This is a genomic window from Dyadobacter sp. CY347 (genome assembly GCF_021502655.1).
Taxonomy (GTDB): Bacteria; Bacteroidota; Bacteroidia; order Cytophagales; family Spirosomataceae; genus Dyadobacter.
Window position 1 is genome coordinate 1,009,019 of sequence record NZ_JAKFFT010000004.1, and the last position, 23,481, is coordinate 1,032,499.

20 protein-coding genes are annotated in these 23,481 nt (G+C 45.6%); 15 read left to right on the forward strand and 5 right to left on the reverse strand.

Features of this window, described 5'->3' with window-relative positions; genetic code table 11:
- Window positions 1–3,177, reverse strand: coding sequence for a M12 family metallo-peptidase (locus L0659_RS12360; RefSeq protein ID WP_235126348.1), 3,177 nt, complete (start codon window positions 3,175–3,177; stop codon window positions 1–3).
- A 270-nt stretch (window positions 3,178–3,447) separates the two neighbouring features.
- On the opposite strand from L0659_RS12360, the gene L0659_RS12365 reads away from it, so the two are divergent.
- The 8 genes from L0659_RS12365 (at window position 3,448) to rodA (ending at window position 14,217) form a co-directional block, all read left to right on the forward strand.
- Window positions 3,448–4,092: a TetR/AcrR family transcriptional regulator gene (locus L0659_RS12365; protein WP_235126349.1), complete on the forward strand. Its 645-nt coding sequence runs from the start codon at window positions 3,448–3,450 to the stop codon at window positions 4,090–4,092.
- A complete protein-coding gene (locus L0659_RS12370) occupies window positions 4,070–5,404 on the forward strand; it encodes a TolC family protein (protein WP_235126351.1) in 1,335 nt (444 codons plus the stop codon). Before L0659_RS12365 ends, L0659_RS12370 begins: the two co-directional genes overlap by 23 nt.
- Before the next feature lie 15 nt (window positions 5,405–5,419).
- Window positions 5,420–6,529, forward strand: a complete 1,110-nt coding sequence (locus L0659_RS12375; RefSeq protein WP_235126352.1) for an HlyD family secretion protein — start codon at window positions 5,420–5,422, stop codon at window positions 6,527–6,529.
- A 32-nt stretch (window positions 6,530–6,561) separates the two neighbouring features.
- Window positions 6,562–8,136, forward strand: coding sequence for a DHA2 family efflux MFS transporter permease subunit (locus L0659_RS12380; protein ID WP_235126353.1), 1,575 nt, complete (start codon window positions 6,562–6,564; stop codon window positions 8,134–8,136).
- 119 nt (window positions 8,137–8,255) lie between these two features.
- Window positions 8,256–9,338, forward strand: coding sequence for a PLP-dependent cysteine synthase family protein (locus L0659_RS12385; RefSeq protein WP_235126354.1), 1,083 nt, complete (start codon window positions 8,256–8,258; stop codon window positions 9,336–9,338).
- 36 nt (window positions 9,339–9,374) lie between these two features.
- Entirely contained in the window at window positions 9,375–10,916 is a 1,542-nt protein-coding gene (locus tag L0659_RS12390; RefSeq protein WP_235126355.1) for an NFACT RNA binding domain-containing protein, read from the forward strand.
- Window positions 10,917–10,994: 78 nt separating this feature from the next.
- Window positions 10,995–12,920 (forward strand): penicillin-binding protein 2, encoded by a 1,926-nt coding sequence (gene mrdA / locus L0659_RS12395; RefSeq protein WP_235126356.1) that lies wholly within the window; start codon window positions 10,995–10,997, stop codon window positions 12,918–12,920.
- A gap of 13 nt (window positions 12,921–12,933) precedes the next feature.
- A complete protein-coding gene (gene rodA, locus L0659_RS12400; RefSeq protein ID WP_235126357.1) occupies window positions 12,934–14,217 on the forward strand; it encodes a rod shape-determining protein RodA in 1,284 nt (427 codons plus the stop codon).
- 3 nt (window positions 14,218–14,220) lie between these two features.
- Here the strand turns inward: rodA and L0659_RS12405 are convergent, their stop codons facing one another.
- Window positions 14,221–14,598: a DUF423 domain-containing protein gene (locus L0659_RS12405; RefSeq protein WP_026630179.1), complete on the reverse strand. Its 378-nt coding sequence runs from the start codon at window positions 14,596–14,598 to the stop codon at window positions 14,221–14,223.
- 193 nt (window positions 14,599–14,791) lie between these two features.
- Between L0659_RS12405 and L0659_RS12410 the strand changes: the two genes are divergently transcribed.
- Entirely contained in the window at window positions 14,792–15,838 is a 1,047-nt protein-coding gene (locus L0659_RS12410) for a glycosyltransferase family 9 protein (RefSeq protein ID WP_235126360.1), read from the forward strand.
- Here L0659_RS12410 and L0659_RS12415 read toward each other — a convergent pair.
- Window positions 15,830–16,492, reverse strand: coding sequence for a YggS family pyridoxal phosphate-dependent enzyme (locus L0659_RS12415; protein ID WP_235126362.1), 663 nt, complete (start codon window positions 16,490–16,492; stop codon window positions 15,830–15,832). The genes L0659_RS12410 and L0659_RS12415 overlap by 9 nt on opposite strands.
- A gap of 140 nt (window positions 16,493–16,632) precedes the next feature.
- Here L0659_RS12415 and L0659_RS12420 point away from each other — a divergent pair, with 140 nt between their 5' ends.
- The 4 genes from L0659_RS12420 to rplI all read left to right on the forward strand — a co-directional run bounded on the left by L0659_RS12420 (window position 16,633) and on the right by rplI (window position 18,814).
- A complete protein-coding gene (locus L0659_RS12420) occupies window positions 16,633–17,574 on the forward strand; it encodes a hypothetical protein (protein WP_235126363.1) in 942 nt (313 codons plus the stop codon).
- 137 nt (window positions 17,575–17,711) lie between these two features.
- On the forward strand, window positions 17,712–18,092 hold the full coding sequence (gene rpsF / locus L0659_RS12425) for a 30S ribosomal protein S6 (protein ID WP_026630175.1): 381 nt from the start codon (window positions 17,712–17,714) through the stop codon (window positions 18,090–18,092).
- Window positions 18,093–18,095: 3 nt separating this feature from the next.
- Entirely contained in the window at window positions 18,096–18,347 is a 252-nt protein-coding gene (gene rpsR / locus L0659_RS12430) for a 30S ribosomal protein S18 (protein ID WP_026630174.1), read from the forward strand.
- A 20-nt stretch (window positions 18,348–18,367) separates the two neighbouring features.
- A complete protein-coding gene (gene rplI / locus L0659_RS12435; protein WP_082214465.1) occupies window positions 18,368–18,814 on the forward strand; it encodes a 50S ribosomal protein L9 in 447 nt (148 codons plus the stop codon).
- Window positions 18,815–18,882: 68 nt separating this feature from the next.
- Here rplI and lysM read toward each other — a convergent pair whose 3' ends face one another.
- The gene (lysM, locus tag L0659_RS12440) at window positions 18,883–19,341 is read right to left on the reverse strand and encodes a peptidoglycan-binding protein LysM (RefSeq protein ID WP_235126364.1); all 459 of its coding nucleotides are present in this window, start codon (window positions 19,339–19,341) and stop codon (window positions 18,883–18,885) included.
- A 195-nt stretch (window positions 19,342–19,536) separates the two neighbouring features.
- Between lysM and L0659_RS12445 the strand changes: the two genes are divergently transcribed.
- Window positions 19,537–21,171: a glycerol-3-phosphate dehydrogenase/oxidase gene (locus tag L0659_RS12445; RefSeq protein ID WP_235126365.1), complete on the forward strand. Its 1,635-nt coding sequence runs from the start codon at window positions 19,537–19,539 to the stop codon at window positions 21,169–21,171.
- Window positions 21,172–21,188: 17 nt separating this feature from the next.
- Window positions 21,189–22,232: a beta-ketoacyl synthase chain length factor gene (locus tag L0659_RS12450; RefSeq protein WP_235126366.1), complete on the forward strand. Its 1,044-nt coding sequence runs from the start codon at window positions 21,189–21,191 to the stop codon at window positions 22,230–22,232.
- Here the strand turns inward: L0659_RS12450 and L0659_RS12455 are convergent.
- The gene (locus L0659_RS12455) at window positions 22,222–23,481 is read right to left on the reverse strand and encodes an NAD(P)/FAD-dependent oxidoreductase (protein WP_235126367.1); all 1,260 of its coding nucleotides are present in this window, start codon (window positions 23,479–23,481) and stop codon (window positions 22,222–22,224) included. The genes L0659_RS12450 and L0659_RS12455 overlap by 11 nt on opposite strands.

Genomic DNA, 23,481 nt, shown 5'->3' on the forward strand with positions numbered 1-23,481 from the left:
TTATCTGACCATTTTGAGCGTCTTGGTAACAGGACCGGCTTTGAGCTGATAAATGTACACGCCCGATGCAAGTTTCTGACCTTCCAACCGCGCTAGGTGCCAGCCCGCCGGATATTTTCCTTCTGCAAGCGACATCATTTTCTGCCCCCGTGCATTGAATAATGTTAGTGTTACCTCGTCTTCTGCCGGCAGGAAAAATGAAATGTCCGTGCTGGAACCGAAAGGATTGGGAACATTCTGCATCAAGGTAACCTCATCCGGCTTGTTGACTGTGGCGGACTGGATTATTTTAAATGCAACACTTTCATTGCTAGTTACTTCCGGCTCCGTCGTCTTTGTTTTTAATTGATATATTCCTCCTTTTATGTCAGCAGGAATCTTGAATGTGTAAGTCTTTTCCGCGCCGCTCGTTCCTTTTATTGTTACAGCCTCATTGCTGCCGGTGTTTCGCAGGATAAAGCTGGTCTCATTATGTTTGCCAAAAGTAGAATTGGTGGTTAATGTTAAGGCGATCTCGTCCCCGGCTTCGTAGGAAGCTTTGGGTTGAAAACGCTGAAATTGGTTTTCCTGGAATGAATGGACTTCCCCTCCGCTAGTCATAATGAGGAGCTTATCATTGAAAATAGTCAAGTCGAAAGGCTCTTTCAGGAAATTGAGGCCATCTGAATAGAGGGTTAGTTTTTGGTTTTCGTATTTAATGAGTGCAAAGGGATCATAATGCTCGGCAACACCATAAGCGGCTGCCCAAAGCCTGTTTTCTTTATCAAAAACAACCTTACGGATAAAATGTCCGGCTGGCGAAACAATCACTTCCCAGTTGCGATTTGCCTTATTGAGCTTCGAAATGCCCCAGCCGCCATATGCGTAAATATTCTGTTCCTTATCAAACGCAATGCCGCTCAGCTCCTGCGAATTGGTCAACTGCGGTTGCTGCGTCCATTTTTCGTCTTTAAATGAAAATACAAAACCGTCTTCCATAACCGCCCAGATTTGCTGGTCTGCATCCGCCGCAACTGTCATTACATGGTTATGGCCGACAATGTCCGCTCCATACAATGTCCATTTTCCATTGAAAAAGCGGCCGACGCCTCTGTCAAATGTTTTGAAAAATATGCCGTCGGACGCGGTGACAATAAGCGGGGCGAGTTGGTCGGTGAAGAATTTTTCGGTCACCATATGTTGCTCGAAGATGCCGCCCGGAGTTCGTTTGAGCATAATATTATTAAAGCTCATCGCAAAAACGTCGCCTGTTCCGGACACGCCAAAATAATTGACCTGATTCGGACTTTTTCCTTTTGTTGAAGCGGTGGCAATGCTCTGCCAATCTTTCAGATCGCGTGTTTTAAAATAGCCCTGATTTCCTCCGTAGACATATAATTGATCGTTTGTTGTATAAAACTGCGGTATGAAATTAGAATTGTAAAATGAGTTTGTCGTAGACAGGTTTCTGGAAACGACTCCATGATAGGTCAAGCGCTCATCCTTCCAGTTGGTCTTGATCTCAAATGGCTTCCATGAAGTGAAAATTCCGGGTAAATATTGCGTGCGGCTGCGTCCATAGTAGGTTCTGTTTTCTTCCAAAACGGGATGGAAAACGCCTTTGTTAACATGTGTCTGGTTCATTTCACTCAAAGCGATAGAATCTTTGAAAACCACATTCTGAAACTCAGGATCCGTCGCCACTTCCATGTTTTGCCAAAAGCCTGTGTGCAAAGTAGAAACGTAGGTGAATGCTGCAAGCATAGGTGATGCCGACGTCTCTGAAAGCCGCGTCGGCGCCCAGACTTCGCTGTTCCAGGGCGAATTAAAGATTTCAGGATCAGACCATTTGCTCCAAATATTATCTTTCTTCACCCTGAGGCGAATGCTGTATCGTTGATACTGTTTGCCTGTAAGCGGGATTTTCACACGCTGGATTTTTTGGCTCGTTACAGGAAAATCATGGTAAGTGACGCCATCCGTCTGGTTTCGGTCAGCAAGTTCGATCTGATAAGATTCCGTGCCGTCGTATTTACGGAACAGGCCTGTTATCAGGTCATCATTTTTCCAGGAAACCTGCATGAACAGCGGTGAAGGAGTGTTTTCGTCAAATTTGGAGATATTAAAAGGCAGTGGTTGCGACCATAATGCTGCTTTTGGGATTTGAACGGAAAGCACCCGTGCATAGTAGTCTCCTTCACCTAGTCCGGCCGATGTAAAATGGGACTGGGCCACCAATGTGTCTTCAACAATGTCTCTAAAATCCGCGTCCCGGGCGATCTGAAATTGATATTTGTCTACACCAAAAGGCGTTTTCCATCGAAATGAAGGCGTATGCGAAACTTTTTGTTCGTTATCTTCATAAATGATCAGCGAATCCGGCACATCCGGATTCTCCGCAATGGGAGTCAGTTTGAAACTCTCATCAAGCCGTCCCTCGGCGTATTCCCGCATCAGGTTCTGGCAAAGCGGATGAAATTTCAAAATGGACCGGCAATAGGACATGAGGGAGCCATTAACAGACTCCTGGTAACCCTCTTCACATTCCTCATTGACGCCTTCCAGCGCCGTGCAACGGTCGATAGGCCCGCCCGGCCATGAGCAACTATGCGTATGCGGCGAGCCAAGCGTGTGGCCTAGCTCATGACAGAGCAAATCCACGGGCAGATCGGGCATGTCAGGTTTTGGAAAATTAGAAGAGCACATGCGGTAACCGCCGTAAAACCAGCCATCACGGACAGAAAGGCTCACCACGGCATCCCTTTCATCGGTACGGTTAAAAACCCAGTAATTCTGAACATTGGAATAGTATTGAAAATCCTCATCGAGCGCATAAGGCTCGGGATGGTCCCAGATCAGGATTGAAGTAATGGTAAGCTTGACGTTAATATCCCGCTCGAAAATCGCTGACGCATCGTTGATGAATCGGACTGCTTTTTTGGTAATCAACGCTTTATCTCCTCCGTAAAGCTGATAAGTCTTGTAATTGATATCCAGCGCAAGCCTGTATTCCAGTTTCTGCCCGCTGGATGTTCTGGCCCGGGTAATGTCCCTGATCCGGCTATATTTGTCCAGTCTGGATGCTGATAATGAATCGTTTGTGCCGCAGATGGGAGGAGCCTGCTGCGCAATCGTGGAAAGCGTGCAGAGAAGTAGGAACAGGCCGAACCAAATGGAATTGGTAAAATTTAATTTCATCGAACGAGGAGTTTTTAGCGGATGCAAATGAATGCGATGCATATGGCAATCTGCCTTAAAAATAGGACAATGTTCGGCTCATTTTCGTTGCAACAGGCTTCGAACTGACATTAAAAAAATTTTAATGGTATTTAAGCAACATTTCATTTTACTAATCAAACGTTTGTTTAGTAAAATCAAACAAGCGTTTGATTTTTGTTTTGGGGTATATTAAATTTGCATCATGATTAACGGAGAGCAATTGCTAACAGCTGTTAATGAGGTAATTATATGGAATACAATGCAAAGCAAATACAGATCATAGAAGTTGCAGAACGTTTGTTTGCGGACAAAGGGTTTGCCGGAACATCGGTCCGGGACATCGCGCAGGAAGCCAATGTGAATGTTTCGATGATCTCTTATTATTTTGGATCTAAGGAAAAGCTCATCGAGGCGCTATTTGCAATGCGCATGGGCGAGTCGCGTTCGCGGATGGAAACGCTGCTGAGTAACGAAGATTTAATTCCCATTCAAAAAATCAATGTCCTGATCGACAGCGCGATTGACCGGCTCATGGGCAATCAATGCTTCCACAACATTATGATGCGCGAGCAGCTTTCCTCAGAAAGGACGCCAACGATAACGGAGCATATCAGAACTTTGAAACTGCGGAACATCCAGTTGATGCAGCAGCTGATCGAAGAAGGTCAGGCAATAGGCGCTTTTAGAAAAAACATTGACCTGAGCCTGATGACAACCACCTTATACGGCACGATCAATTATGCCATCGCGACCCAGGATTTTTACAAGCGCATCAATGGTCTGGAAGATATGGAAGAGGCTGAATTTCAGATCCATTTGAGAAGAAAGTTAAGCCAGCACTTAAAAAGTTTATTTAAATCAACAGTAACTAATGAACACCACAACCAGGACTAAAAGAATGGTTTTTGCGATCGCCAGCGTGTTCTGGCTCGCCGCAACCGCTCATTCGTTCGCTCAGGCCCCGCGGAAATTGACGCTGGAAGAAGCGATTGAAATGAGTTTACAAAACAGCAAGCAGCTCAAATTAAGTCAGACGAACGTGGACCTTGCCGGTCTGAGCATTAAGCAGATCAGGGAAAATCAGCTTCCAAGTTTGAGTGTTTCGGGCTCTTACCTGAGATTAAATTCGCCTAACATTAACCTGAAATTACCCAGGAACGGGGATGACAGCACGCAAACCAGCTCGCCGGAAGTGCACCAGGTGATGTACGGAATGGCCAGCGCTTCATTGCCGATCTTTTCCGGTTTCAGATTTAAATACGGCTTGGAATCAGCACATTACCTGGAACAGGCTGCCAAACTGGATGCTGAGAACGACCGCGATGCCGTGATTCAGAACACAGTGGCTGCGTATAGTAATTTATATAAAGCTAAAAAGTCAGTCGATCTGGTTGCCGAAAATCTTTTGCGGGAGCGGGAGCGGGTGACTGAATTTACCAACCGTGAAAAAAACGGAATGCTGGCAAGAAATGACCTCATGAAGGCAAAGTTGCAGGAATCGAATGTGGAGCTCACGTTGCTGGATGCCGAGAACGATCTGAAAGTGACAACCATTAACATGAACCTCCTGTTGGGCATGCCAGAAAATACGGTGCTGGCAGCGGATTCTGCAAGCTTTCTCACATTAAAAGAGGAAGGCAATGCCGCTGAATGGGAGCAAACGGCCATTTCGCACCGCAAGGATTATGCGGCGAATGGCATCCGTCAGAAAGCGGCCAATTCGGATATTAAGGTTGTGAAGGCTGATTTTTATCCCAATGTGGCCTTAACAGCCGGTTACGTCGCGCTTAACATTCCGGGTGTGGCGGTGATCCCAAATGCAATGAATGCAGGAATTGGTGTGCGATACGACATTGGTTCGCTCTGGAAATCAGGAGCGAAAATGGAACAGGCCAAAACGAGGGTTTATCAACTGAAAACGAATGAAGAGATCCTATTGGACCGCATTCATCTGGAAGTAAATACGGCTTACTACAATTATGTTTTGAGTAAAAGAAAAATAGATGTGTATGCCAAAGCGGTTGAACAAGCCAGCGAAAATTACCGGATTACCAAAAATAAATACGATAACAGCCTGGTAACCACCACCGAACTACTCGACGCAGACGTAGCGCAGGTTCAATCCCGCATCAACTACGAATCCGCCAAAGCCGACGCCATCGTAGCATACAAGAAACTAGAACAATCAGCCGGAGTGATTAATTAAAATTCAACATTAGAAATGGAAACCAGACAAAATACATTGGAAACTGAGGAAGCTCCAAAAAAGAAAAACTACACATTCGTGATCATTCTTTGCGTGCTGATCGCCATCGGCGGAACGTGGGGATTCAATAAATACAACCACGGATTGCACCACGAGGAAACAGATGACGCACAGATTGACGCGAACATCAGCCCTGTAATTCCCAGAATATCAGGTTATGTAACCGAAATTAAGGTGAAGGACAACCAGAATGTCAAAAAAGGCGACACATTGATCGTACTGGATAACCGCGATCAGCTTATCAAGCTTGAACAAGCGAAAGCTGGACTGGCAGGATCGCAGGGAAACCTGGTCGTGGCTAATGCTACAACCACCGCATCGCAGGCTAGCGGCATTACTTACCAGGCAAATGTATCGATCGTTGAAGCGCAAATTGAAGAGGCAAAAGTGAATGTATGGCGTGCGAACCAGGATTTTGCACGATATGAAAACCTGATCAAAGACCATTCGATCACGCAGCAGGAATATGAGCAGGCTTCTGCAACGAAACAAAAAGCAGAACGTCAGCTGGCCGTGTTGGTTGCCCAGAAGAACGCAGCAGAACGTCAGGCGAAAGCCGCAGGGAGTCAGACTCGTGCGACTTCCGTACAAACCAATGTCGCTAATGCGAACATTAAAGCACGTCAGGCAGAGATCGATAATGCAGAGCTAACTCTTTCTTATACAGTCATCACTGCGCCCACCGATGGCCGTGTTTCAAAAGTAAATGCACAGGTTGGCCAGTATTTGCAGGCAGGTCAGTCGCTGTTCAGCATTATCTCCACAACGGAGCCCTGGGTTGTAGCGAATTTCAAAGAGACGCAGTTGACCAAAATGAAACTGGGACAACATGTGAAAATTCACGTGGATGCTTATCCGGATCATGAATTCGAAGCAAAAGTGGCTTCTTTCTCGCCAGCAACAGGCGCAAGGTTCGCATTACTTCCTCCTGACAATGCAAGTGGAAACTTTGTAAAAGTGGTGCAGCGTCTGCCGGTCAGAATTGAATTTACGCAGCCAAACGACCAGCGCATAGCAGAATTAAGACCGGGCATGAACGTGTTCGTGGATGTGGAATTGAACTAAGGATCAGCACACTGACCTTAAACCCAAATTAAATGGAATTACAGGAATCACTCGTCGAATATGGTTTCCGAAGGGTCATCATTACGATAACAGCTGTACTGTGCGCGTTGCTCGAAATCGTTGACACCACCATTGTCAACGTCGCGCTCAACGACATGCGGGGGAACCTGGGCGGCACATTGTCGGAAGTGAGCTGGGTTATTACGGCCTATGCTATTGGTAATGTGATCATTGTGCCCATGACCAGCTGGCTTTCACAGCAGTTTGGCCGCCGGAATTACTTTGCAGCTTCGATCATTATTTTTACCGTTGCCTCATTTCTTTGTGGTAATGCGAACAATATCTGGGAACTCGTATTTTTCAGATTAATACAAGGTTTGGGCGGCGGCGCGTTGCTGGTAACCGCGCAAACATTGATCACAGAAAGTTACCCACCCGAAAAACGCGGGATCGCGCAGGCTATTTACGGTTTGGGTGTGATCGTAGGGCCTACATTAGGCCCGCCACTGGGAGGTTACATTGTGGATCATTACAGCTGGCCTTACATATTTTATATCAACATCCCGCTCGGCATCATTGCCGCGATGCTCACCTTGCAATTTGTAAGAAGCCCAAGATTTTCGCAAAAGAAGGCCGCGAATGAAATTGATTACTGGGGCATTGTGCTGCTGGCTATTTCCGTAGGATCGCTTCAATATGTGTTGGAAAAAGGGCAGGAAGAAGATTGGTTTAATGATGAAATTATCATCCTACTAACCGTTACAGCCGTTTTCGGATTCTTTTTCTTCATCTGGCGCGAATGGACTTACAAAAATCCGATCGTTAATCTCCGGGTTTTGGCCAATGGAAACCTGCGCGTCGGGACGATTCTATCCTTTATTCTTGGTTTTGGATTGTATGGTTCTACATTTATCATTCCCTTGTACACCCAAGCAACATTAGGCTGGACGGCGACGCAATCCGGAATGTTAATGGTGCCCGCGGCGATTGTTACGGCCATGATGATGCCCATTGTCGGGCAGCTCATCCAGCGCGGTGTGAAGCAGCAATATCTGGTTTCTGCCGGAATGGTCTTCTTCTTTATTTATAGTTACTGGGGTTACTTGATCCTGACTCCTGACACTGGAAAAGATGCATTTTTCAACATGCTGATCGTGCGTGGAATTGGCTTGGGATTACTATTTGTGCCGATCACGACGTTGGCATTATCAACATTAAAAGGAAGGGAAATCGGCGAAGGAGCCGCATTTACCGGGATGATGCGGCAGCTGGGCGGTTCGTTTGGCGTGGCAGTAATCACAACTTATCTTGCCCGGCAAAACATGCTGCACCGCAATGATTTGGTGAGCAAGCTGGATGTTAATAATCCGTCCGTGATGCAGCGCGTTGAAGGTTTGCAGCAATCATTTATGGCCAAAGGAATGCCAGCCGATGTTGCGCTGAAAAGCGGTTACAAGATCCTGGATTATACAGTCACCAAACAAGCGCAGGTCATGTCATATATGGACGTCTTCCTCTATCTGGGCCTCATGTTCCTCATCTGCGTCCCCTTCGTCCTCTGGACCAAAAGCGGCAAAACCAAAGTCGACCCATCCTCCGTACATTAAGATTTCAAGTGTAGTGGTGTTTTTAAAACAGAAGGCCTCGTTGAGGCCTTTTTGTTGTTTGGAGGGATCACTTCTTATAATTAATCATTTTCTTTGCACACTGATTTAAACTGATTCCTGTGCATTCAACTAACACACATTCAACTGCTAATTCCTGGGTAACCGCTGCTATAACCAAGATTGAGGCGGATTATCAGCGGTCGGCGGATACGCATTTGATTCCCTTGCAATTGACTGAATTTCCGGGTGTTGACTTTTATTTTAAGGATGAATCCACGCATCCTTCGGGGAGTTTGAAGCACCGGTTGTCGCGGTCGTTGTTTTTGTATGCGCTTTGTAATGGCTGGGTCCATGAAGGGACAGTGGTAGTGGAGGCGTCGAGTGGTTCTACGGCTGTTTCTGAGGCATATTTTGCGCGGTTACTGGGGTTGCCTTTCATTGCGGTGATGCCTAAAACAACGAGCCAGGATAAGGTGCAGGCGATTGAATTTTATGGGGGCAAATGTCATTTTGTAGATCACCCTTCGGAGGTTTACGAAGTTTCAACCCGCATTGCAGAGGAAAATAACGGCCATTTTATGGATCAGTTCACCTATGCCGAACGGGCTACTGACTGGCGTGGTAACAACAACATTGCCGAATCCATCTTCCGCCAAATGCAGTTCGAAGCGCACCCTGTTCCAACCTGGATTGTCATTGGCGCAGGCACTGGCGGGACTTCTGCAACATTGGGCCGTTATGTCCGCTATGAGCGTTATGCGAGCCGGATTTGCGTAGTAGATCCAGAAAATTCGGTGTTTTACGATTGCTGGCAAACCAATGATCCCGGCGTTTGTAGCGATTTTGGCTCACGCATTGAAGGAATTGGCAGGCCGAGAGTGGAGCCGTCATTTATACCAACGGTGGTCGACCATATGATCCGCGTGCCGGATGCGGCGAGTTTTGCGGCCATGAAAACCTTGTCGAAACTGCTGAACAGAAGGGTAGGAGGTTCGACAGGGACCAACTTCTGGGGCGCATTGCAACTGGCGAAGGAAATGAAGGAGCAGGATCTGAAAGGCTCGATCGTCACTTTGATCTGCGATTCGGGTGAGCGTTACCAGGATACTTATTATAATGATGCGTGGCTGGCTAAGCATGGTTTCCTTGGTGCGGTCCAGGAAGAGTGCCGGAGATTGGGATCTGTGACCGGGTTAGTGTAAAAGTGCCTACTTTTGCGCTGGATTATCAGAAATACCGTGCATCAGAATTATTATTTTTTAAAACAACTCGCCCCGGCTTTGCATCAGCAATTGGCCGGAAAAACCTTTATTGAAGCATTTAGCCAGGAAAAAGATGAAATTATCCTGGTGTTTGACGCATTTTTTATCAAAGCCACCCTCAGGTCCAGTTTCGCTTGCCTGAGCTTTCCTGATAGTTTTGATCGCGCAAGGCGGAACAGCGTCAATTTGTTTACTGATTTCCAAAATCAAAAGGTTGAGTTTGTTAAAGTTTATCTCAACGAAAGGGCGATTCAAATTAGTTTTGAAGATGGTAAGAAGTTAATTTTCAAGCTGTTTGGAAATCGATCTAACCTCATTGCACTGAATGGTGAAGGCATAGCAACGCAGCTTTTTAATAATAAACTTCCCGCAGACAAAGCGATTACATCGGATTCACTGAACCGCAACATTGACCAGTCTTACGAAGCATTTGTCCAAAATAATGAGCGGTTCGAAGCCTTATTCCCAACATTCGGGAAGCTTGTGAATGCTTATTTGGCGGAAAAGTTAGTTGGCCTAAACAACGCGGCCGCAAAATGGAACATCATTCAGCAGACATTAAATGAACTGAATGCGCCCCCTTACTATTTAACTAAAATTGAGCTGGTTCCAACATTGTCGCTCTTGCCCGTTGGCGACGTTATAACAGAATTTATTGATCCAATCGAGGCGCTGAACGGTTTTTACCTGGCCTATATCCGGCTGAGCGGCATTGAAAAGGAGAAAGCGGAAATGCTTCGGTTACTGCGCAAGCGGCTCACCCAGACTGACAATTATCTCGAAAACACATTTAAAAAACTCGTTGAGCTGGAAGAAGCGACCAAGAATGATGAGATCGGGAACATTATCATGGCCAATCTGCACATGATTCCCGAGCGGACGGAGAAAATTGAATTGTTCGATTTTTACCGGGATCAACCCATTACGGTAAAGCTCAAAAAAGACCTTACCGCCCAAAAAAACGCGGAAGGTTATTATAGAAAATCCAAAAACGAGAAAATTGAACTAGGCAGGTTGAATGACAGTTTGAGCGCACGGGAATTAGAAAAGCAAAGCCTGGCAGCACATTTGACCAAAATAGAATCCATAGAATCATTGCGGGAGCTGAGAAGTTATATTAAAACGAATGGCCTGGATCAAACAAAGGCGGTCGCAACTGCAACGGATCTGTTCAAGAAAGTGGAATTCATGGGATACACCATCCTGATCGGCCGGAACGCAAAAAATAATGATGTCTTAACCAAACAATTTGCCTCAAAAGACGACTTGTGGCTGCACGCAAAGGATGTTACCGGCTCGCACGTGGTGATCAAAAACCAGCCCGGACGCAATTTTCCAGCACCCGTAATTGAACGTGCGGCAGAATTGGCAGCATTTTATTCCAAGCGAAAAAACGATTCATTGTGCCCGGTCATTTACACGCCAAAGAAATTTGTACGTAAACCAAAAGGTCTGCCCGAAGGCGCCGTAGTGATCGACAAAGAAAATGTGGTTATGGTGGAGGCAAAAGGTGAGTAAACGTATAGGCGGGCTTTGATAAGTCTCGCGATATGACGAACTTCGTGTGAAAATAGGAACAGGAATTTTTAGTGCAGAATGCTTGAAAGTCGTCGCTTTGTCATCATTGGTTTTTTTGCTTTAGTAGGTTTAATCTACTTATTTCGACTTTTCTACTTGCAAGTTCTGGACGAGAGTTACTCCATCGAATCGTCCAGTAACTCTATTAAACGTGTCATAGAAATCCCTTTCCGCGGACAGATCTACGACCGCACAGGAAAGCTCATCGTTTATAACACCCCGGTTTATGATTTATTGGTTACGCCGTACAAAGCACGTGTAGATGATACACTTCGTTTTTGCCAGGTTCTGGGCATCGAACGCCGCGATTTTGACAGTTTAATGCATGCTGCGAGCGCATATAGCCGAGTGAAACCTTCCTTATTTCTTCGCCAGTTGTCCAAAGAGGATTTTGCCTCGATACAGGACATTATGGTGGATTATTCCGGTTTTGAATTTGCCAAAAGCTCCCTGCGTACGTACACTGCCCCTACGCTAGCAAACACGCTTGGTTACGTGAGTGAAATCACGCGAGGCCAGCTGGAAAAGCAGGAGGAGCCTTACTATCGCCAGAGCGACTACATTGGCCAGAGCGGGATTGAGAAAATTTATGAAAATGAGCTTCGCGGAAAACGCGGGACGAAGTTCGTGATGCAGAATGTGAGCGGCGTTTACAAAGGCCCGTGGAAAGGCGGCGAGCTGGACACGATGGCTGTTGCTGGCGATAATCTTTATTCGGGCATCGATCTGGAAGTGCAGCAATATGCTGATAGTCTGATGGTTAATAAAGTAGGGAGCGTTGTGGCTATTGAGCCCAAAACCGGTCAGATCATTTCCATGGTTTCCGCGCCGACTTATGATCCAAACATTCTGGCAAGTCGTTATTTTTCTAAAAACTACGCTGCACTGGCGCGAAACCCATATAAGCCGCTGTTCAACAGGCCGGTTATGGCGAGTTACCGGCCAGGTTCAACATTCAAATTAATACAGGCATTGATCGGTTTGCAGGAAGGCGTGATTACGCCGGAAAGTGGTTTTACACATGCAAATTGCCCGGTCGGCTGCCACAATCACCCGGCCACAGGAACCGTTGCTCTGGGCGTTATGCACTCTTGTAACCCGTATTTCTACAATGTTTTCAGGCGGATTATTTATAAAAACAACATTCAAAATACTTTTAAAGCTTCGGCTGTTGGTCTGGATGCCTGGCATGATGCGATCAGTAAATTTGGGATTGGACAAAGGTTAGGGATTGACCTTCCCAGTGAATACAAGGGGAATTTGCCCAATAAAAAATACTATGACCGCTTTTATGGCGAGTATCGCTGGAAATTCTCTAACATTTATTCGCTGAGCATTGGTGAGGGCGAGTTGCTGATTACGCCCCTCAAAATGGCCAATGTGGCGGCGATCATTGCCAACAGAGGTTATTTTTACACGCCCCACGTGATCCACGGCATCGGCGATGGCAAAAAGGTCAATCCGGATTTTTTGGTAAGACATGAAACGGGCGTCGATTCCCACAATTTTGATCCTGTTATCGAAGGAATGATTGGAGCTGTCGAAGGCGGAACGGCCCGCAGGTCACGTGTGGAAGGCATTACCATTGCCGGTAAAACGGGAACTTCGCAGAATAAGCGCGGGGATGACCACTCGATCTTTATCGCGTTCGCTCCTGTTGAAAATCCGAAAATCGCTATCGCGGTTTTTGTAGAAAATGCAGGGGCAGGAGGTTCGGCAGCCGCGCCGATTGCCAACTTGATCATCGAAAAATACCTCACAAGAAAGGTGACCAACAAAGCGCTGGAAGAGCGGATGCTGAAATCCGATTTGATGAGCAAAGTTATTCTGCCCGGACAGAAAAAGCCAATTTCTCCCGATTCGTTGAAAAAGAAGCTGATCTCCCCGGATTCGGCAAAGAAAAAGCTGCTTGAGAAGCCTGTAACTGCACCTAAAAAACAATAACCAAAGACCGAAAATGGCCGAAAATAAGCCAATTACGAAGAATGTGGACTGGATGGTGGTGCTTATCTACATCGCGTGCCTCGGCATAGGCTGGGTGAACATTTACGCGGCGGTTTACAACCCGGAAGTGAATATGAGCATGTTCGATCTGGGGAATAATGCAGGAAAACAGCTGATGTGGATCGGAACGGCGGCTGTACTGATCATTTGCATTCTGGTGATCGATTACAAGTTCTACGAAACATTTTCCTTCATTATATATGCAGTGATTATTTTCCTGCTGGTGGTGGTTCTATTTGCCGGTTCCAACATTAACGGATCCCGTTCCTGGATTAAATTTGGCTCTTTTTCGCTGCAACCCGCTGAGTTTTCCAAGCTGGCGATCAGTCTCGCTATTTCCAAATATCTGAGTGATCCGGCCATTAGTCTCACACGCAAGCTCAAAGATTATTACCCGATTATGGGGATCATTGCATTGCCTGCTTTCCTGATTCTTTTGTCTAATGAAACGGGCTCTATGCTCGTTTTTGCCTCATTTGCCATTGTGCTTTACCGCGAAGGAATGCCCGGCTTTATTCCAGCTATCGGCATGGTGACGGCCGCTTTGCTGATCATTACATTGCTGTTTGTGAAATGGTATATCGCAGGAGCCATCATTGTGATCGCGGGACTGGTCATATGGCTCATGCCGGTAATGACCCGGCGGCGGGGCGGGCTTTGGGCGACGATCATTATCGGATTTGTAATGATCGGGATTGTTTTCGGGGTTGATTTTTTTATGAATAATGTGCTTCAAAAACACCAGAGAGGCCGTATTATGGTATTACTCGACCCAGATTCTGACCCGCGCGGCATTGGCTGGAATGTGATCCAGTCGAAGATCGCAATCGGCTCAGGCGGGTTTTCGGGAAAAGGTTTTTTACAGGGAACACAAACTAAATTCGACTTCGTACCAGAGCAAAGCACCGACTTTATATTTTGCACAGTAGGCGAGGAGCACGGTTTTATCGGCTCCGCCATTGTGGTGGTGCTATTTGTATCTTTAATAGCAAGGCTCGTTGTGCTCGCCGAGCGACAGCGAAGCCGGTTTGCACGCGTTTATGGCTACTGTGTGGCCGGGATCATATTCTTCCACTTCATGGTCAACATTGGTATGACCATCGGATTAATGCCCGTAATCGGCATTCCGCTGCCATTTTTCAGTTACGGAGGATCCTCACTATGGTCGTTCTCAATTTTGTTGTTTGTGTTCCTGAAAATCGACGCACAGCGGCCGTTTACATTGTCGAGGGGTTAATTTTTACATTTTCCCCGCTGCCAAAATCAGCAACACCCAACCCACTATCAACGCAACTCCGCCAATCGGAGCGGTGGCGCCGAATTTGGTAATTCCTGTGAAGCATATTGCATAAAGTGAGCCTGAAAAAATGATCACGCCAATCGCGAATGCATTGCCCGACCAGCCCAGTAATTTGATGGCGTCTGTGCCCGCACGCTGCATGAGCAAGCCAACCAAAACCATGGCAATGGCGTGATAAAACTGGTATTTTACAGCCGTTTCAAAGGTTTCGCTACGCCCCGAAGCTTCGAGCATGCCCTTTAATGCATGTGCTCCAAAGGCACCCAATGCAACTGCAAGTGCACCCAAAATCCCACCAGCCTGAATCATGAATTTCATCATATTTTGTATTAATCTGAATAATTAAAAACGAGGTTTGCGCTGCTATGCGGACCATAATTTTCCGATAGAGCAGCCCGGTAAAGTTATGCCCGGAATGCAGCGCAACCAACTCTTTGTTTCAAATTTATTATCTTGCGAGCTTGTATAGGCGGATTCGTTAAAGCCGCAACTTGTAGATTATACTTAGCAAATGAGCTTAAAAAGTTTTATAGCGCTCTGGACTCATCGTTATCACAAATACACGCACATTGGTAAAGCCCACCTGCTTGGTTATCAGGCTTACCTATATTTCAAGGGCGTTAAAGGCAAATTGCAAAAAGGTCAGAAGCTGATTGCGATCATCCGGACGGAACATTTCGGCGACATTGTGGCAGCTGAACCGATTTCGCGTTATGTGCGGTCTTTGCATCCTGACGCGCACATTGTTTGGTTTGTCAAACCATCATTCAGCGAATTGGTAAGCCATAATCCTTCCATTGACGAAGTTTTCAAGGAATTCTGTGTGACAGAACGGAAGACTTTGCTGGATACAGGCATTTTTGACGAGGTTATTCAACTTCAATTTACAAACAACAACCATTGTCCTAAGTGTCAGGTTTTCATTGACAATCCCGTTGCTGAGCGGCGTAACATTAACATTTTCAACTATTTCAACTTTGGTAACCTGCTTGAAGTCTTCGCGCAAACGGGTGATTTGATTCCGGCGAAAGCTGCATTCCCAGCTGATGATCAGCCGAAACTTTATTTACAGGAAAATCATCGTCAGAAAGTGGACTCATTGCAGCTGACAGAGCCATTTATCGTGTTGCATTGTCAATCCAACTACGCGCCGAAAGACTGGCCCGCCGAAAAATGGGAGCAGTTCGTACATTGGTTATCAGACAATTACCCTTATCAAATCGTTGAAATTGGTTTGAAGAGCAATTTGAATGTTAGCTCAAAAGCCTATCGCAACCTGTGCGGCCAGCTAACCATTCTGGAAACAGCTGAGGTGATTCGCCGCGCTTCGTATTTTATTGGATTGGATAGCGGGCCTTCGCATTTGGGCAATGCTACGGGCACATTCGGAATCATTTTAATGGGCTCATTGAATGATTTTCCGGAGTATAACCCTTATTCGGGAAGTTATGGAAGACAGGAAAATGCAGTCTTTATCCGGCAAAAAGGTGAGCCTTGCTCGCAGCTTTCTTTTGAATTTGTAAAGAGTAAAGTGGCCGACGTGATCAGTTTATCGTGATCCAAAAATAGCGCTTCCCACGCGTACGAGCGTGCTGCCTTCCTCCATGGCAATGTTGTAATCCGCGCTCATGCCCATGGAAAGCTCGCGCATGCTGATCTGCTCATTATTGTATTTTTTGAATGATTCGAAAAGTGATTTTAATCCCTTGAACTCATTCCTGACAGCATTCTGATCGTCTGTATTGGAGGCCATTCCCATAAGTCCTGCTATACGGATATTTTTCAATGTGGGGAGCGCTGGGGAAGTGAGTATTTCAACAGCCTCTTCTTTCGACAATCCAAATTTTGTCTCTTCCTTCGCGATGAAAATTTGCAGCAGGCAATCGATCAAACGATCATTTTTCGCCGCTTCCTTATTGATCTCCTTTAATAATTTGAAACTATCCACCGAATGCACCAAAGCAACATATGGGGCCATATATTTGACCTTATTGCTTTGCAAATGACCAATCATGTGCCATTCAATGTCCTTCGGAAGTGCCTCGTATTTTGCGGTCATCTCCTGCACTTTGTTTTCGCCAAAGCGTTTACAGCCAGCTTTATATGCTTCAAGGAGAACTTCTTCTGGCTTCGTTTTTGTTACGGCAACCAAGCGGGTTTCCTGTTTTAATCCTTTTTCTATTTGTTGTATATTTTCAGCGATTGAAGGCATTTTTGAGGACTAAATTTTTGATTATTAATGCATTAAAGAGAAAATTTCCCGGCCAGCATCCAGAAATAGATGTTAACATATTTCAAAATTGAAAAAAACATAGTTCTTTTACCAACTAATTAAAAAATATAACCTTCTGTATGGACTATAATCAGGAACAAAAGCAAGACAGGAAAACACTCTTATGGGCCGCTTTGGCCGTATTGCTATTGCTTAATTTGGTGCTTGTTTATTTTATCTATCATGAAAAACAGGAAAATCTCGCAAAGGATGACATTATAACTGCTAAAACCGAAGAAGTTCTTTTTATCAAAACTAAGCTCGACTCGATTTCGCAAGAGCTGGACATCAAAATCGCTGAAATTCAGAAACTTGGCGGCAGCGTGGATTCTTTAATGGCTATGAAATCACAGCTTGAAAAGGATAAGCTGGAATTGAAAAACATGAGCAACTATTCTGCATTGGGCTATAATAAGAAGATCAAGGGTTATGAAACTGTGCTGAATGAAAAAGACACCGAAATCGCGCAGCTGAGGCAGGAATTGGGCATCGCAACTACGAAAAACCAGGAACTGAACGAGAAAGTGACCGGCCTGGAATCAGAAAAACAACTGCTTGCTGACTCGGTAACCAATTATTCAGTTCAAAACAGGGAATTGGCGGAGAAAGTGAACATTGCTTCCGCATTAAGGGCTGAAAATCTGACAGTTAATGCTGTTTCTGCAAAAGGAAAGGAACGCGAAGGCGGAAAATACAAGGCAAAGCGCATTGATAAGCTTCGTGTGAATTTCAGTCTGGCGCCTAACGGCGTTGCCAAACAGAACGAAAAGGAAATGTATTTGCGCATTCTGGATCCGGACGGAGCAGTTTTATCCGATATGGCCACAGGATCAGGATCATTCATTCATGATGGTAAGGAGCTGATTTACAGCTCACGGCAGACTGTCAATTTTACAAACAGCGGCCAGTCGGTTGACATTTTGTACGGACGTGGCGGGATCCCGTTGAAGGATGGCAAATATGCCATCGAAGTTTACAGTGAAGGCTTTAAAATAGGGCAGGGCGACTTCGAAGTGAAGTAACCACGCTGTACTGCTTGAATTTAAGTAAGATCGGGGCTTGGAATTCTGGATTTCAAGCCCTATTTTTGCACCCTCATTTTGGTATGAACCCAAAGTGAGGGTTTTTATTTTACATTATATAATTAATCAATTACCGTATGTCTAAGCAATATGAAACGGTGTTCATTCTAACTCCCATTTTGTCTGAGGCCCAGGCAAAGGACGCCGTTGAAAAATTCACGACAATCATCACCGCAAATGGTGGATCGATTGTACATGAAGAAAATTGGGGATTGCGCAAGCTGGCCTACCCCATCCAAAAGAAAAACTCAGGTTTCTATCATGTTGTAGAATACACAGCAAATGAAGGAAACGTGGTTGACGTTTTGGAAACCGAATTCCGTCGTGACGAGCGCATTTTGCGTTTTATGACCATCGCCCTGGATAAGCATTCAATTGCTTACAACGAGAAGAAACGTAAGGGTCTGGTTGGAAGAAAAAGAGAAGAGTCAACTGAGTCTAAAACCGAAAACGCATAAGCTATGTCACTAGTAAACGAACCGGTTGAGAAAAACAATAACCGTAAGAAATACTGCCGTTTTAAGAAAGCAGGCATTAAATATATCGACTACAAGAATCCGGATTTCTTATTGAAACTGGTGAATGAGCAAGGTAAGATCTTGCCACGCCGCCTTACAGGAACAAGCTTGAAATATCAGCGCAAAGTTTCTCAGGCAATTAAAAGAGCGCGTCACTTGGCTTTATTGCCTTTTGTTGCTGATCAATTGAAATAATATAGAAAGAGCTACAAACAATGGAAATCATACTTATAACGGATATAGCAGGTGTAGGTTATAAAAACGATATCGTAACTGTGAAAGCAGGTTACGGTCGTAACTACCTTATCCCTCAGGGTTTTGCATTATTGGCTAATGCCTCTAACCGCAAAATCGTTGCTGAAAACGTGCGTCAGGCTTCGCACAAAGCTGAAAAGCTGAAAAAAGACGCGGAAGAAATTGCAGCAGCAATCGGCGATCTTACAATTGATATCAAAACAGTGGTTGGAGAAAGCGGCCGTATTTTCGGACGTGTTACCAACACACAAGTTGCTGATATTCTTAAAGCAAAAGGTTTCAACATCGATCGCAAGAAAATTACTTTGGACGACGTAAAGTCCATCGGAACTTACTCTGCAACAATCGATTTGCATAAAGAAGTGAAACACAAAATCGCCCTGAACGTTATCGCGCAGGAAGATTAATCACTTCAACAAGACATAAAAAAGCAGCCCCAAAATTTTGAGGCTGCTTTTTTTGTTTCCGATCTGCATCAGGGTGCCGGTATTCTTAAAACCTGGCCTGGATATATCTTATCCGGATGCGTGAGCATAGGTTTGTTTGCTTCGAAAATGATAGGATACTTCATCATATCGCCATACACTTCTTTCGCTATTTTTGAAAGCGTGTCGCCTTTTTCCACAGTGTGATAAGTTGCTTCCGGTGCCGGAGTGGCCACTTTCAGACGGTTGTCGACCACTTCAACGCCTTCTACGTTTCCTACTGCAAGAGCTATCTTTTCTGCATCTTCCTGTTGTGCCACTTCGCCTTCTATGGTTACAGTATCACCTGATGTTTTGACTGTCAAACTGTTATAGGCAAGCCCAAGCGCTTTCACGTGTGCGAGGAGCGCGCTGGCCCTTAGTGGTTCAGCCTCCGGCGTGGGAACGGCTGTTTCTTCTTTTTTGAAAACTTTTTCCCCTACGCCTTTAAGAAACGATAGTAAGCCCATGTTTTAGTTGGTTTATGTGAAAATAGATAAAATGTAATGCAGTCATGATCGCTGCATGGTAACTCCGGCGTTGCAATTATTATACCAAAGTTTTTGCGGCCAAACTTTAAAAGACCGTTCAGCAAGGGCCACTTTTCAAGCCCGACTTTGTACTTTTGCAACAGGTCAATCAAATGCTCGATATTCTGCCAATCAATGAATCGTAACGCATCGCTGGATAAATTAAGAAGTGAAGAATTTGATATTTGTATCATCGGGGCAGGGGCAAGCGGGGCTGGTTGTGCATTGGATGCGGTTTTGCGGGGATATAAAGTCGCCATCATTGATAAGAAAGATTTCGCTTCCGAAACCTCGTCCCGTTCCACCAAGCTGATCCACGGCGGCGTACGTTACCTGGAACAGGCATTTAAAAAATTAGATTTCGCGCAGCTTAAACAAGTCCGTCATGGCTTGGAAGAGCGTCATACGGTTCTCAAAAATGCACCGCACCTGGCGCGTCCGCTCGCGCTGATGACGCCCGTAAGTTCCTGGATAGAAGGGCTGTATTTCAAAATTGGCCTGCAACTCTACGATACATTTGCGACCAATGATTCGCTTCCCAAAAGCAAATGGCTTTCCAAAAAGGAAGTCCTGGACAAAATCCCAACATTGAACAAAGTCAAACTGCACAGCGGCGTTCTGTATTATGACGGCCAGCTCGACGATGCGCGCTATTGTCTGGCATTGGTACAGTCGGCTTCGGAGGCGGGTGGCATTGTGGCTAATTATCTGGATGTGACGGGTTTTACCAAAAATGACTCTGGCAAACTCGTGGGCGTTCAGGTGAAGGATATGCAGCTTGGCGGTGAATTTATTATCAAATCTAGGTTGGTAATCAATTGTACCGGGCCGTTTTCGGACAAAATAAGGTTGCTGGCCAATCCCGCATTGCCAGAGCGGCTTCGCCCCAGTAAAGGCGTTCACGTGGTGCTGCCTTATGCGACATTGAACAGCGAATATGCAATGCTAATCCCCAAAACTTCCGATGGCCGAGTCGTCTTTGCTATTCCTTTCGAGGGTGCCATGATGATCGGAACAACGGATACAGAATCTGATAGCATTGATTCTGAGGCAACCTTGAATGAGTCGGAGAAGAAATATTTAGTGGACACATTGAATCCGTTTTTGGCAAATCCGATTGACATGAAGACATTAAAAGCCGGTTTTGGCGGACTAAGGCCATTACTGGCAGCAGATCCCTCAAAATCGACCAAAAGCCTGGTTAGGGACCATGAAGTTGAAGTGGATTCGTCCAGCGGACTGGTTAGCCTTCTCGGTGGAAAATGGACGACTTACCGGCTGATGGCCAAAGACACCATTGATGAAGCGGATGCATTGTTTTCCAAACGAAATGAATGCCTGACAGCAAACCATATGCTGGCCGGCGGGGAAAATTATGATGCTTCGTTATCCGGAAAACTCACTTCGGAATACGCATTACCGCAAGACGTTGCGCTGCACCTGGTCAGAAAATACGGTTCCCGGGCTGCTTTGGTGGCAGAATTAATTATCACCGACAGTTCCTTAAAAGAGCGCCTAAGCGCGTCCTATCCTTACATTCAGGCCGAAGTGATTTACACGGTCAGAAAGGAAATGGTTATGACGCCGCGGGATTTCTTGGCAAGAAGAATAAGGCTGGAAATTACCGATTGGAACGAAACCTTGAATTGCCTACCTATTGTTGCAAATCTGATGGCACGGGAATTGAATTGGGACGAAAGCGAAACGCAAAGACAAATCGATGACTATGCGCTTCAACTCAAACAATTTATTGCCGACGCCGGCAACTAACCCACATTAAATCCCGAATGTACGTAACAGACTTAGCCTGTATTTCACCCCAATTAACATTTGATAACGCCTTTTTCCGGGGAGAGATTAAAGTGCATCGCGGCAATCGTTACGCTGCCATTGAACCGGGTTATGGCGAATTGATACCGGCCGCTTTGTTGCGCCGAATGGGCAAAGCCGTCCGTATGGGCGTAGGGGCGGGCTTGCCGCTGATCCGGAAAACTGATATGGACGGGATCATTCTCGGAACCGCAAATGGCGGATTAGGGGATTGCCTGAAATTCCTGAACCAGATCGTAGATTACGACGAAGGCACATTAACGCCCACCCACTTCGTTCAGAGCACACCAAATGCAGTTGCGGGAAATCTGGCTTTAATGAGCAAGGTGACGGGTTATAATACAACGCATGTTCACAAGGGACTGGCTTTCGAAGCGGCGTTACTGGATGCAATGATGGTTTTGGAAGAGAAAAAACTCCGGCGCATCCTGGTCGGCAGCGTGGAGGAAATTTCTGATTACAACCATAACATTGATTTTTTGAATGGTTATTTCAAAACAGAAGATATAACCTCAAATGATTTGCTGAAAGCCGATTCGCCCGGATCGGTGAATGGGGAAGGGGCTACAATGTTTGTTGTAGAATCGTCCAGAAGCGAACGCACGCTGGCGCGTATTATGGATGTGGACCAGATCAATCATCCAAAAGGTGACGACCTTGAAGAAAAACTGGATTATTTTTTGGAACGAAACGGGCTCACACGCCAGGATATCGATACGTTGGTTTTAGGGATCAGCGGGGATAACCGCACGGACCATTTATACGTGGATTTTCAAAACAATTTTTTCCCGGGCAGCAGCAGTTATACTTACAAGAATATGGTGGGGGATTATCCCACGGCATCGGCTTTTGCAACATGGCTGGCCGTTAAAATGCTTTCCGGCCACCCAGTTCCTTCACAATGTATTCGTGACAACTCTCAAGGTCAAAAGTCACGTAATGTGCTGATCTATAATCATTATAAAGAAATTCAGCACAGTTTTATTCTACTTACTCCGTAGCGTCTTTCAGTTTAGCCTCTATATTTTTTTCCTTCATTTTGATGACCTTCGCCAGCGTTGGCAGAATGGTGTCATGCTTTTTTACGAATGGGTTGGATTTGTCCCATACATACCCAGCGAGCACAGAACAAATTTGATGCTTAATGTTATCATTGATCTGGTCTGCAAATACAATGGTCTGAAAATCACCGCTATACCACCCTGTAACATAGCTTCTAAAAACGTTGATGCCTTGCTGGACCACCTTTTCATAATCATTTTCCCAATCCACAATTTCGCCTTGCAAATGCTTGTGGGTCAGTTTTGCTGAAAGCAGTCCCGAACCGGTTGCGAAAGTGACGCCGGACGAAAAGATTGGGTCCAGGAATTCAGTGCTGTTTCCCGAAAGCACAAATCCTTCCCCAAACATCTTTTTGACGCCAATGGAATAGCCAAGGATATGCCGCGGCTCAAATTTTAACTCAGAATCCTTGAAACGACCACTGAGATCTTCGAAGTCACGGATGAAATTTTTGTAAGCTTCGCCACCATTTTCGGCCATTTCCGTAATCTTCTCCTTATCCCCAACTATTCCCACGGAAGTTGAGCCATCTGAAAATGGAATCGCCCAGATCCACGACCTATTGTTATCAAATGAGTGGACGAAAATGTTGTTACTGGTTTTTTCAGTCCGGTTTTTGTCTTCCAAATGTGAGAAAATGGCGCCTCTGGGACTGAATGCAGAAGGTTTACTCAAATCAAACAACCGTGGAAGCACGCGGCCATATCCGCTGGAATCAATGATAAACCTGGACTGGATTTCGTGGCGGTTGCCGTCGATATCCTGATACTCAATGTGCTGAATGTCAGCGCTGCACGTTACTTTCAATACTTCGCATTCGAACTTTACGTCAACGCCTTTTGCTTGGGTTGCTTCTGCAAGCGTAAGGTCAAAATCGGCGCGCTTAACCTGCCATGTCCATTCCCAGCCTTTGGTAAATTGTTCGGAAAAGAGAAATTCGCATCTTTTTTCACCCCGCATGAATGCAGCACCGGTCTTCTTCTGGAAATTTCTGGACTTAACGGCCTCTAAAAGATCAGATTCGTCCAAATGCTCCATGCAGCAGGGCAGCAGGCTTTCGCCGATCTGGAAACGGGGGAATTTTTCTTTTTCTAAAATTGTGACATCGTAGCCCTGTTTTTTTAAATAGGAAGCTGCAACTGTCCCGGCGGGTCCGGCACCAATGACCACAACATCAACTGTTTGCAT